Below are 12,290 nucleotides of genomic sequence, written 5' to 3'. Positions count from 1 at the left end.
ATTATAACATAATTATGAATATCTATAAACGAAGAAGAAGAGGTCCGGATAGAACCTCAATTTTAATGCTGATTGCTCTGATCTGTCTTATGGCTGGGGGATATCTTATTTCCCGTAAAAAAGCACGTCTTAAAGAAGCTTCTTCTCTTCCATTTTATAAAGTAGAAATGAGTCAGATTGCAGATGGAACTTACGAAGGACAGACACATACAACCTTTCTGCATCTGAAACTCAACGTAACTGTTGAAAATCATCAGTTGAAAAAAATAGATGTGCTTGAAAATGATGGAATTGATGGAGAATCTGCCCGTCCTATCCTGGATAAAATGATTGAGCAGAATGAAATTGTTGTGCCGGCAATTAAGGGAGCGGAGCTGGGAAGCCTTGTGTATATCAGTTGTGTAAGTACTGCACTGGCCGGGAAAAAATAGCTGATAACGAAATATTAAGAAATTCAACTTATTCTAAATATGCAGACCTCGTGGTAATTTTTTATCACGAGGTTTTTTTATGAAAATCAAAAAAGCATTTTTAGGAGTGATGTTGGGGATTATGAGTGCAGCTATGGTACAGGCAAATCCATTCAAATTGAGTGATTCAAACTATCAGGCAATGGTAGAGAATACAATTGTAAATACAGGCAATAATGCAAGGATGAAGGCAGTTCTCGCCAAAATCCGCCGCGGCGACAAAGTAAAAGTCGCTGCTATAGGAGGTTCTGTTACAGAAGGCGCTGGCCCGGCAAAATTTACCGACGGCTATGCCTATCAGTTTTACCGTGCATTAAAGGCTAAATATGCACCGGGCGACGGAAGCAGCATTTCTTTTAATAACGCAGGACTCAGTGGAACCGGTTCCCTTTTAGGAATCGTGCGATATGACCAGGATGTTGTTAAAGTTTGCGGCGGAGCTCCAGATCTTCTGATAATTGAATTTGCTGTAAATGATAACGGCGATGTTTTGTGTCAGAGAAGCTTTGAAGCAATTATGCGTACAGCAATGCTCGCTAATCCGGAATGTGCAGTAATTGCGATTTATGCAGTAGCAAGTTATGGAAACACTTCTGCACAGAAAATCCCGGTTTCAAATCATTATGCAATTCCTCATGTAAATATGCTCGAGGTTGTTAATAAGGCAATTGCCGACAAGGTATTTACAAAAGAGCAGTACCTTACAGATTACGCACATCCAACTTATGAAGGTCATCAGTTTATGTGTGATTGTCTTATGGCACTCATTGATAAGATGGATAAGGCAGCAAAGGATTCTGAACAGCATGTTCCGGCTTCCTGCTTTAAAGAGCCGGCCCTTTACGGCATGAAGAGAATCTTCCCTGACAACAAAGATGCTAACGTAAAAATAGAACGTGGTGATTTTACAGAAACCGACCGCAACTGTCAGACACTTAAAAAGACAAATACTTCTGACTTCCCTGAGAACTGGAAAAAGAAGCTCAATGCAAAATCAGAAAATGTTCCGTTCAAAATGGAACTCACCTGTAAGAGTTTGGTTTTTGTTTACAAAGTTCAGGCAAGCGGAAGTGCAGAAAAGTTTGGAAACGCCGAAATCTATGTAGACGGCCGCAAGGTAGCAACCTACGACGGTGGAAAATCCGGCGGCTGGAACAACTGCGAACCGAATATCATTATTGATGAACGCAAGGCAGAGAAGCATACTGTAATGGTAAAGATGGCTCCGGGTTCAGAGAAACTTGGCTTTACAATTGTTGCTATGGGGTATACTTTGTAGCAAACTCGCTTGCAGAAAGCGGTTTAGAAAAACAGAACCCCTGGAGGTAATCACAGCCGATGTCTCTCATGGTGTCGGCAAGCTCCTGGTTTTCAATTCCTTCAGCTGTAACAGTAAAGCCCATCTGCTTGATGGTCTGAACCAGTGTTGGAAGAATCTGATCTTTTTCCTTAAAATAATCCCAGACAAATTCCATATCAAGTTTTACGTTGATGAACGGACACTTCTTCATTCGTGCAACATTAGAATAGCCACGGCCGTAATCATCAAGTACAAAGCGGAATCCCGATTCCTTCATTTTAAGCATCTGATTCTGCAGAAGATCAAAATCTATCATAGACTCTTCTGTAATTTCCAGATGGATTTTTTCCGGAGAGATATCGTATTTCTGAAGGATGGCGGTGAATCTTCTATCAAGGTCTCGTCTTAAAAACTGAATTGGAGAAAGGTTAACATTTATCCACGAAAGACCCATTGCTTCAATGTCATATTCTTTTATAAACTTGCAGGTCTTTTCAAACATCTGTTCTCCAAGATCATTGATGCGGCCGTTCTTTTCGGCAATCGGAATAAAGAGTGGCGGAGGAATATATTCATTATTTGTGTCTCGAATTCGAGCAAGAGATTCAGCTCCAATGAGTTTACGGGTTTTTGCATCAATAACTGGCTGCAGAAAAAGTTCAATGGAGTTCTGTTCTACGCTTAATTCTACAGACTTTTTAATCTGCATGTTCGTTCTGATTCTGTTGATGTCATTTGAATCAATATATTTGTGATTCTGTGTATCTGGATCAAGTTCTGCCAGAGTAGTAAGAATTGCAGTAAAAAGCACTCCTCTGTCAGAGGAAAGAATTTCTGGTTTTACCTGTGTAAAACAGACTTCCAGAAACATATCAATATCATCATCCGTTTTCCATGGAGCTTCAAAACGCTGTGAAATATAAGTACGAATCAGCTCGGCATCTTCAAGATTTTTTCCAATCAAAACAAAACGTCCATCATGAAGGTAAAATGGAAGAAGTTTCGGGAAGGTCTGCTTAAGGTACATTCCGATTAGAGAAAGCCCTTTATCAGTTTGTGTATAACTGTAAATCTCTCGAAGGTCAGAGTAATTGTGAATTGTAAAGCCAAGAATTAAAGGATGCCATTCTGGGTTAATTTCCCTCAGCATAAACATAAGTGCTTTTTTATTAAAAGAACCACTTTTCTCTTCTTTAAAAAGTGTAGGATTTTCAAAAGAAAGATAAATTATAATTATTGAAATCAGGGTAAAGAAATTCATTAAGAGATAAGTCGGATAAATAATTCTCATAATATATCCAGTCATCAATACAAGGTTATAAGCAATGACAGGAATGAATTCTCCGCGTGTCCGTTTTTTACGGTTGAGAATTGTAAGAAAAATACATACTGCAATATAGTAAAAAGCACAGATGTAAATCAGATTATAAAGACGGCCCTTACTGTATTCACCCTTATCAGAAATGCAGAAAATTGTATCAACAAAAAGATTAGAAAGAATTATTATGTTGATTGCAATAAATGGAAGCAGATATGTAATTATACGGCGTTTACTGAAACGAATATCTTTTGAAAGGATAATATTAGTGAATATTGTAAAACACATCATGCGCTGAACAAAAAGCAGAAAATAAATTACATTAGAAATTCGAAGAATACGAAGAGGAATGTTATCCAGATATTCAAGAGTTGCTGCACAACCAACATCAAAAAAAATTGTTAATGTATCAATAATAAGGATAAAAAGAAAAGATTTATGAAGCCTGATAGGCAGACGTGGTTGCGTAAAATAAAAAATGAGAAATGTTGTAATTATAACTAGTTCAGGAATTACTAAGTTGTAGTTCCACATGATAAACCTCCCTCACAAGGCATACCTTCTATTATGAGGGAGGCTCATTAAATAAGCAATAAAAATTTGTTATAGGATTTTTTGTGAATTACAGTTCTTCCTGAGTTACACTGACATTTCCAATCCAGACATCGTTCGAGTCCAGTCCAAGGTTGAACTCAAGACGGGCTGTAGCATCTGTGTCATTTTCCATTGTGAAAAAATATGAGTAGTGTTTTACAGTTGTGTCGAGCTCAGGATAATATTCAGGAGAATATACAGACCAGCTGTTATCGGCATCACCACCAAGCTTAACTGCAATTTTACGTGGAGCGCTTGCCTTTGCATCAAACTGAATTTTATAAGAGTAGCCTTTTGCAACTGGAAGATGCTGAATCAGCTGAACTGAGTAATTCTGATTTCCAGGATTTGTGATTTTCACACGACGGCCGTCATCTTCTTTTGATGAAACAGCTTTTCCGTCAAAATCTGAAAGAGCGAGAAAATACCAGTCGTGAGTTTTTACATCCATGTTTTCGTTTGAAGACATTCCTTCATTTTTAGTTTCAGAAACAACATGATTAAGTTTTGAATCAAAAATAAAGTTATGGCCATCTGCTGTTTCAAATTCCTTAAAATTTGTTTCGTCACGCTGTGGTGTTGGTCGCTTTACACCTGTAGCATAAGGATCATTTTTTTCATAAACACGAACATAATCTACGAGCATCTGAGCTGGAAGGTTTGAATCTTCTGGTGAAACTCCGCCATCGTAATTTCCACCGAGGGCAAGGTTCAAAAGAATGTAGAACGGTTTATCAAATGGGGCAGGGTATTCATAAGGTTCAGAAGCTCCAGCTCCGAGAGACCACCACTGTGAAGTTTCAAAATATTTATTTCCATCTACAAGCCAGCGAAGAACACCTGGTTCCCATTCAAGGGAGTAAACATGATAGTCTGCAATTGTTTCGTTGTTCGGGAATTTGTACATTGAGCTTGTATATTTATTTCCCGGCCAAGCCTGTCCAAAATGAACTGTTCCGTAAACACGGTTTGGAAGACGTCCTTTTGCTTCAAGAATATCAATCTCTCCAGACGATGCCCAGGTGCCATAATCTGTTGTTGCAGGAAGAAGCCAGAAAGCAGGCCACAAACCATTTCCTGTCGGCATTTTGATTCGTGCTTCAATTCGGCCATAGGTCTTTGTAAAAAGCTCTGTTCCATCATCCTTTACTGTGCGAAGTCGTGCAGAAGTATAAGCACAGCCTTCATAATTTTCTTTGCGGGCTTCAAGAACAAGATTTCCGTTTTTTACAAAAGCGTTTTCCTTGCGGTAATATTGAAGTTCATTATTTCCCCAGCCTTCGAGTCCATATTGACTTCCGGTTCCAATCTGGAAATCCCATTTAGTTGTATCAATCTGCTTGCCGTCGAACTCATCGCTCCATACAAGATGCCAGCCTGCAGGTGTTTCAGGTTTTGAAACTCTTGCCTTTGATTTGTGTTCTGTGCATCCCATAAAAATTACAGTTGCTACTAAAGCAGCCGTAATGGTTCCTAAAATAATGTTTCTTGAAAAATTTTTCATAGTAACTCCTATTTTAAAATCCAAGTTTGTATTGCGCGTGGCGGGCATTTAAGGAAAAGTCCGTCTGTGTTTTTACTTCCTTCTGTTCGTGCCTGTTCCCAGTCACGAAGTTTTGCAGTTTCAGTTTTATCGGAGGTCTCAATTTTAAATTCAAAAGCAAGATCTGCTTCGGTACGGTTTGTAACAATCAGAATTATTGTTCCATCAGGATTCTTGAAGGCAACGGTTTCGGCTTCGTCTGTAAGATGACCACTTACTGTTGCAGGAGTCATCCATGAGAAAAAGTCAGAACCAAGTCTTACAGCTCCAGGTTTGATAAATCTGCTGAAGTGTCCAATGTAATAATATGAACTTTGGAAATGAAGTGTTCCGTCTGCAACATCTGCAAGAATTGGAGCATCACAATAATTTCCTACATGATTTGGACCGCCCTTCATATCAAGCACGATGTTCCAGTCAATCCATTTTGTACAACCGCTTTTAAGGTCGTTGATGATATTGTGAGCGTAACGTTCACCTGTAAACCAGGCTCCGTTACGTGGACCGCCTTCAATACAGCCCTCTGTAAAAATCAGATCAATGTCCGGATAGCGGCGTGCGATTTCTTTGATATTGTCATACTGATCACCTGAGTACCAGTGAAAGGCAAGGCCTGCTACATATTTTTCTGTTCCAGGAACCTTAAGGGATTCTTCAAGACGTTCAAGTGCAAGATCGCGGTTATGATCCCAGATGTAAATTTTTACATCACCGAGGCCGGCTTTTTCGAGTGCAGGACCAAGATATTTTGCTGCAAATTCTCCCTCTTCTGTCGCTGAGTATTCGCAGGAATCCCAGGTCTGAACAGCAGCCGGTTCATTCTGTATTGTGACAAAACTGATTTTGATATCACGTTCTGCCATCTTGTTAATAAAGGTCACAAAATACTGAGCCCATAATTCCCTGTAGCAGTCGAGGAGGTGTCCGCCGTGGTTCATATCACCGTTGTCTTTCATCCATAATGGAGGAGACCATGGACTCATAAGAAACTGGACATCACTTCCTTCGTTTCTTGCAGCTTTCTGAACTTCCATAGCCAATGGAGAAATATATTTATCGGTGCGGTCCATAGAAAAAGACTTTAGTGTTTCATCTTTCTCGGGAACACAGGCCCAGTTTTCAAGAGAGAAATCACATGAGTTCATGTGGATGCGTGCATAACGATAACCATTACCACACTTTGGATTATAGTAAGCATCTATTGCCTGCTTACGAATCTGTGATGGGAGGCGGGAAAGGACATAACCAGATGATTCTGTTAATGCGCCGCCGAAGCCGTAGAACTTCTGAAAGTTTTCTTCAGGCTTGAGGGTGAGTGTGGTTGGAATCCAGCCGCCACCTTCGTAAAGTCGCTCTTCAGGTGTAAGTTCCCAGATGCGTTCCGCTGTGTCTTTTGCAGTTTCGTATAGCTTTTCTATTTTCATGTTTTTAGTATAAACACCACTCAATGATTATGATAGTTTGATAAATTTCTGAATGGTGTAAATTTTTCGGCTAATTACAGTCAAATCGACAAAATTTGCAATTCTGTCGATTATGGTTTATAGTTAACAACTATATGAAATAATTATATTTATAAAACTAAAAGGAGTTTGCAGCATGAAAAGCAACAAAAATCTTTCGGAAATAGTTTTTTCTAAAAAACTATTTATCATCTATCTGGCTACCTATCTGGTTCCTTTCTTTACAAGTTGGATTGCTTTTGTTTATCTAAAAGTAATTAAATTTTCCGATACACTACGAGGTCTGACATCACCAATTGGAATTATTGGAATTATTCTTGTACTGACTTTTGTCTTTACCTGGTGGTTTACACAAAAACGAAAATTCAGAGACTTCAATCCTGAAAATCCTGCTTCGGTAGCAAAAATAAATAAAAGAGCAAAACTGTTCCAGAACATTACACTTGCAACAGCTATTCTTAATGGTGCAGTTTGTGCTGCAATCATACAGACTTCGTTCCATGGACAGGGAATTTATGTTGATGTACAACCTCTCTATACAACATGTATTGGAAACGTAATTGTAATTTCAGCTACATTCTATATTCGTTTTCTTCAGACTTTGGAAGAATCACTTTATTCAGTTCCTTACAGAAAAGAATTTAAAGGTCTTTCGTTAATTATGCGAAGCGGTTTAATAAGTGCCTGTACTGCAATTGGAACTCTTATGATTACCATAACTCCGGTTCTCGTTACGAATTTGCAGAATCTTCCTATTTCAATTTTGATCTGGCATTATGTTTTCCCTGAAGGAATTATTGGTGCTACATTTATTGTAATTTGTAGTTTGCTTCAGGCAAAAGGTATGAGTGGTCGTGTAAAAATGATTACAGATTTTACCCGTCAGGTTGCGGCAAATGATTATACAGGTAAAACTCTCCTTGTAGAAAGTCGTGATGAGTTTGGTCTTTTAATCAATGATTTGAATTCTTTTAAGGATGCAACAAAAGGACTTATTGAAGATATTGATGAATCTGTAACTGTGGCTGCAGATACTGCTGATAACGTAAGCTCTAGCATGTCTGAAACTTCTGCAGCGATAGAAGAAATTATGGCAAATATAAACAGTGTAAAAGCCCGTATTGAAAATCAGGCTAATGGTGTAGAGAAGAGTGATTCAACCATTAAGAACATGATTAACAAAATAAATGAGCTGAACGAAAGCGTAACAGCACAGGTTTCCGGAGTTTCTACATCTTCCAGCGCTGTTGAAGAAATGGTTGCAAATATTCGTTCTGTAAGTCAGATTCTTGAAAACAATACTGCAACTGTTCATGAGCTTAGTGCTGAATCAGAAACAGGTCGTAAACGAATCAATGAGTCTGCAAAACTTGCTCAGATTATTCTTGAAAAATCTGCTGCTCTTGTAGAGGCATCAAACGTTGTTCAGAGTATTGCTTCTCAGACAAACCTTCTTGCTATGAATGCTGCTATTGAGGCTGCACATGCAGGAGACGCCGGAAAGGGATTTGCTGTAGTTGCCGGAGAAATTCGAAAACTTGCAGAACAGTCTAATACTCAGGGTAAAACAATTAGTTCTCAGCTAAATGAATTTCAGGAAATCATTCAAAACGTTTCTGATAATACAAAATCTGTACAGAATCAGTTTGAAGTTATTTTTGAACTTACAAAGAAAGTTCAGCAGCAGGAAGAAGTTATTAAAAATGCGATGGACGAACAGGATGCAGGAAGTGCGCAGGTTCTTCAGTCTATCAGCGAAATCCAGACTTCTTCAGATATAGTTAAAGAGAATACGGGAATTCTTCTTTCGGGTGGTAAACAGATTGGTGAAGAAATGGCTCACCTTGCAGATGTTACCCGTGAAATCAATGATTCAATGAATGAGATGGCGGCAGGTTCAGGCCAGATAACCAAGGCTGTTGAATTGTGTTTCGATCTTACAAATGATAATCAGAAGAACTTTAATAATCTTCGAGAAGAAGTTCGAAAGTTTAAGATTTAAAAGAAAAATCCCCGGGCATGATATGTACCCCCTTTTCTGGACAAACAGAAAGGGGGTACATATCAACATGCCGGGGATTTTTTATAGATACTCACCTATAATTTTACAGGTTTACTTCTACAATAATTTCTTTGATTTTGCCGTTGCGGGCAAAGAGGTCTGCAGTTTCTGCAGCAGTAAGAACTGTTCCGTCACGGCGTTTGCCGTTTACTGTAATTGACGAACTATCGTTAGTTAGCTTGTAAGTTACAGGAGTTCCACACCATGTGAACTTGAGTGTTCCGTCCTTAAAGAATTCTGATTTCTTAAGAATTACCGGCTTAAACTGAGCAAGCCCGTTTTCAATATCTACACCGAGTTCGCCCCAGCGTGTCAGAACCTCTTCTTTTACCTGACCGGTCATACCAGGCTGCTTAGCGCCCTGCTGGAAAGGTGTGTGTGAATATGGATCTGCTGGGAAAGCACCGTACACTTCGGCCTCCTTATTGAACCCAATACCGGCACGTACCCCATAGTAAGCTTCACAGAGTTCTTTTACAACGTCGGCCTCCGCATTTTTATTCACAGCGGCTATCGTGTTCTCCTGAGCAGCAAGCAGCAGTTTAGAAACCATGTGCCAGTAAATACTTCCCAGTCCTTCGTAAGCATAGAAAGTACCGCTTCGTCCTGTAAAGCTCTGGTGATTGAAAGTCTTTTCATAAAGAGCTTCGAGGGCAGCCATTTCTTTTGCCTTTGGTTTTTTAGCAGCCGGAAGAGCTTCGCAGAATTCACGCAAGAAGCGTACATTGCGGAACTCACCGTTGAAATGGAATTTACCATTGCAATCTGCATAAAGAACAGAGCCGCCTGTCTTTTCAATGAAAGCTCTGAGGTCTTCAACATCAATACTCTTAATCACATTCTTATCTTCAAATGCAGCAAGCTCCTTGTTAGGGTAGAGCATATAAGAGTTCTGACGAGGTTCATACATGCGGCTTGCACGGAGAGCTTTAAGAACGCTCAATGCTTCAGCAGGTTCGAGAACTTCAGCAGAAAGAACAGCTACCTGTCCTTCAAGCATTTCCTGAAGATATTCAATTTCCATTTTTCCGCCAAGACCGTCCTGGCCAAAGCCTGTTATCTTCATTGTGTTGTATGCGTGATAAAGTCCGTCATTACGATGGTTCAATTCAATTGTAGCTTTAATGTGTTCGAGAATTGAATTGAGGGTAGCAAGAATTTCTGTTTTCTTGAGAGTCTTTTCTGAAGCGCCGTAGCCCTTCTTGTAAAGAACAGTTCTTTCCTTTTCAAAGAGCTTACCTTCTTCATCTGCAAACTTCTTTCGGAGAGCTGCGTTTGTTGCAGTCTTTTTAGCAGGAGAATCTGCATAAAGTTTTCCGAGTCCCTTGAAACAATCTGCAACTGCTGAAGGCAGAACAAAAGTCTGAGCTTCTGAAGAAGCAAAAAGTTCATTAAGGAATTTTACAAAGCGGTGCAGGTAATAAAGAGTTACCATTGAAAGTCCGTAGCCTGCAAGAGCATTGTTTGCATCGTTCCATTCAGGGCGCTGTGTGTTAAGCCAGATTCCGCCTCCTGGAATGAAGTTTGCCATCTTAGCAATTACAACCTGAAGAAGTTTTGTTGCCAGAGTTACCATAGCAACTTCGCCATGTCCGGCAGTTCCTGTTGCAGTTACAAGTTTTGCATCTGAACCGTCTTTTGCAGCACAGGCTTTGAGTGTAGAACTGAGTTTATAATCAAAGGCAATTGTATTTCTTGGATCTGTAACAATATCTTTATATGACTTAATTCTGTAAGGAACATTTGAACTTGCATAAATCTTTTCACCCAGTTCACTTACAAGCTGTCCCTTATTAAGTTTTGCATAAACTTCGAGCAGCTTCTGAAGATAGATTACCTGGTGATCTCCCCAGTAACCAATCTGTGCCCATGGATTATCAGGATCTGGAGTTTCCCAGTCGATTCCTTCGCGGGAAATTCTGTAAGGGTTGAATCCTTCAATTGTCATTGCATTAAGGAATTTTGCAGTCATATTTTTTATGTACTGTGGATATGACCAGGCAAGAGCTTCCCAATTCTGGAAGATATCGCGCCAGTTTCCTTCGTAGTTCAGGATAGGATTTCCGTCGTTGTCGCGCAGGTGAATATTAAAGCGGTTCCATGGACGGCTTGGGTCACCGTGACGGCGGCTGAAGGTAAGAGGCATGTATTCATAGAAGAGGCGTGAAAGCTGTGGGTTCATTTTTTTCTGAACTGCAGTTTCAAGTTCGCCATAATTTACAAAGCCGTCTTTATCTGCTGATGCAGTGATTGCAGAAGTTACTTTTTCTGCAAGTTTTACAAGAGCTTTATTGCGCTGTTCAACAAATTTAATAAAGTCTGTAAGGCTGATTTTTCCGCTGTTAGCAAAGAAACCACCGCGCATAATATTGAACATAACGTTTTCTGAGTGATGTACGCAGGTCATTGTTTCGGCTGTTTCCTGGAAACCATCTGCTTCGGCAATATAAGTTTCCATCAGTTTTTTACCGTCTTCAATATCTGCTATAAGTGAAGCTGTGAGTTTTGTGCGGTCTTTGAGTTCTTTTTTCAGAACTGCAATTTTTGATGCATCGAGGCGTGTATCGAATACCTGATACCATGATGCACTGTCTTTTAAAGACAAGTTACGGCAAATATAAGCTGCAGGACGTTTTCCTTTTACAACATCCATTATTTCAATATTGCCTTTTTCTGCAAACTGTTCAGGAGCATCAGGTGCAAGCAGTAAATCATCTTCTGTATTGAACCAGCTGACATTTGCAAAAAGACCTTCGCTTGGTTCAGCCTTATCTGTAACAATAGAAGAAACTGCAAAGAGTGCAAGTTTAGAAGTTGAATCTAAATCTGTTTTTTTATAGGCATCGAGAAGAACGCTGTTGCTGTTCTGGAAATCTGCAGTTACGCAGGCTGGAAGAATATTTCGGCAGCCATCAAGAACTTTTACAGAAATTGATTTATCAGAAAGATTTGTAATTACGCTTTTTTTAACAAGGCCGTATTTAGGAGAAGAAGTCCAGCCATAACGGAAAGAAAGCTGCAAATCTTCATTTATTTCTTCAAACCAGACTTCTGTTCCGGTAGCGTTTTTATAGATATTTCTTGTGATATTTTTTTCGGCAAGACGACGGATAGCAGGACTTGCTCCAAGACTTGCAAAAGGTTCCCAGATAACATTACCAGCCATAACTGCTGTGTAAGAACCGGTATATGATTTTGCATCACTTACTTTATCTGCTGTGTAATAAGGGAAAACTGCATGATCGCAGTCAATTCTTCCGGCTGTAATTCCACCCTGTGACCAGCAGAAATTCCATATATCAGATGCACTTGTGATTGTCATAAAGAAATCATCCATGCAGTCATAATTCTCAATTTTGTAGAACTGGCCAGTTTCTCCTGGTAATGTTGTGAAACAGCCTTTTACCTTTTTCATCTAAAATCCTCCTGAAATAAAATCCGCAGACTGAACTCACTAAGCCAGCTCCAAGGTTCAGTCTGCAGGTTTATAAAAAAAACTTCTTACTAATCTTAAACTAAAGCAAGAAATCAGGGAAATCA

Annotated in this window: 7 protein-coding genes; 3 read left to right on the top strand and 4 right to left on the bottom strand. The window is 39.5% G+C overall.

All coding sequences use genetic code 11. The features are described from left to right. Positions 1 to 14: 14 nt before the first annotated feature. Complete coding sequence (locus AABJ44_RS14500; RefSeq protein WP_338369735.1) at positions 15 to 431, top strand: FMN-binding protein; 417 nt, start codon at positions 15 to 17, stop codon at positions 429 to 431. A 79-nt stretch (positions 432 to 510) separates the two neighbouring features. Further along, the gene (locus AABJ44_RS14495; RefSeq protein ID WP_338369734.1) at positions 511 to 1,749 is read left to right on the top strand and encodes an SGNH/GDSL hydrolase family protein; all 1,239 of its coding nucleotides are present in this window, start codon (positions 511 to 513) and stop codon (positions 1,747 to 1,749) included. On the opposite strand, the gene AABJ44_RS14490 is transcribed toward AABJ44_RS14495, so the two are convergent. From AABJ44_RS14490 to AABJ44_RS14480, 3 genes are all read right to left on the bottom strand, one after another. Next, positions 1,730 to 3,622 carry an EAL domain-containing protein gene (locus AABJ44_RS14490; protein ID WP_338369733.1) on the bottom strand — a complete coding sequence of 631 codons (1,893 nt, stop codon included), beginning with the start codon at positions 3,620 to 3,622 and terminating at the stop codon, positions 1,730 to 1,732. The genes AABJ44_RS14495 and AABJ44_RS14490 overlap by 20 nt on opposite strands. An 88-nt stretch (positions 3,623 to 3,710) precedes the next feature. Next, on the bottom strand, positions 3,711 to 5,186 hold the full coding sequence (locus AABJ44_RS14485) for a family 16 glycosylhydrolase (RefSeq protein ID WP_338369732.1): 1,476 nt from the start codon (positions 5,184 to 5,186) through the stop codon (positions 3,711 to 3,713). Between the two features lie 8 nt (positions 5,187 to 5,194). Further along, positions 5,195 to 6,649 carry a glycoside hydrolase family 30 protein gene (locus AABJ44_RS14480; protein ID WP_338369731.1) on the bottom strand — a complete coding sequence of 485 codons (1,455 nt, stop codon included), beginning with the start codon at positions 6,647 to 6,649 and terminating at the stop codon, positions 5,195 to 5,197. 175 nt (positions 6,650 to 6,824) lie between these two features. Between AABJ44_RS14480 and AABJ44_RS14475 the strand changes: the two genes are divergently transcribed. Beyond that, positions 6,825 to 8,690 (top strand): methyl-accepting chemotaxis protein, encoded by a 1,866-nt coding sequence (locus AABJ44_RS14475; protein WP_338369730.1) that lies wholly within the window; start codon positions 6,825 to 6,827, stop codon positions 8,688 to 8,690. Positions 8,691 to 8,793: 103 nt separating this feature from the next. Here AABJ44_RS14475 and AABJ44_RS14470 read toward each other — a convergent pair whose 3' ends face one another. Beyond that, positions 8,794 to 12,165 (bottom strand): hypothetical protein, encoded by a 3,372-nt coding sequence (locus AABJ44_RS14470; RefSeq protein ID WP_338369729.1) that lies wholly within the window; start codon positions 12,163 to 12,165, stop codon positions 8,794 to 8,796. Positions 12,166 to 12,290 lie beyond the last annotated feature (125 nt).

The organism is Treponema bryantii, from assembly GCF_036492245.1.
GTDB classification, from domain to species: Bacteria; Spirochaetota; Spirochaetia; order Treponematales; family Treponemataceae; genus Treponema_D; species Treponema_D bryantii_C.
Note: the sequence above shows the minus strand (reverse complement) of the source record. Positions and strands in the feature narration are given on the sequence as shown.

Excerpts from the sequence above, each read along its gene's own strand:
- AABJ44_RS14500 (WP_338369735.1), top strand. The coding sequence starts at position 15 with ATGAATATCTATAAACGAAGAAGAAGAGGTCCGGATAGAACCTCAATT.
- AABJ44_RS14495 (WP_338369734.1), top strand. The coding sequence starts at position 511 with ATGAAAATCAAAAAAGCATTTTTAGGAGTGATGTTGGGGATTATGAGT.
- AABJ44_RS14490 (WP_338369733.1), bottom strand. The coding sequence starts at position 3,622 with ATGTGGAACTACAACTTAGTAATTCCTGAACTAGTTATAATTACAACA.
- AABJ44_RS14485 (WP_338369732.1), bottom strand. The coding sequence starts at position 5,186 with ATGAAAAATTTTTCAAGAAACATTATTTTAGGAACCATTACGGCTGCT.
- AABJ44_RS14480 (WP_338369731.1), bottom strand. The coding sequence starts at position 6,649 with ATGAAAATAGAAAAGCTATACGAAACTGCAAAAGACACAGCGGAACGC.
- AABJ44_RS14475 (WP_338369730.1), top strand. The coding sequence starts at position 6,825 with ATGAAAAGCAACAAAAATCTTTCGGAAATAGTTTTTTCTAAAAAACTA.
- AABJ44_RS14470 (WP_338369729.1), bottom strand. The coding sequence starts at position 12,165 with ATGAAAAAGGTAAAAGGCTGTTTCACAACATTACCAGGAGAAACTGGC.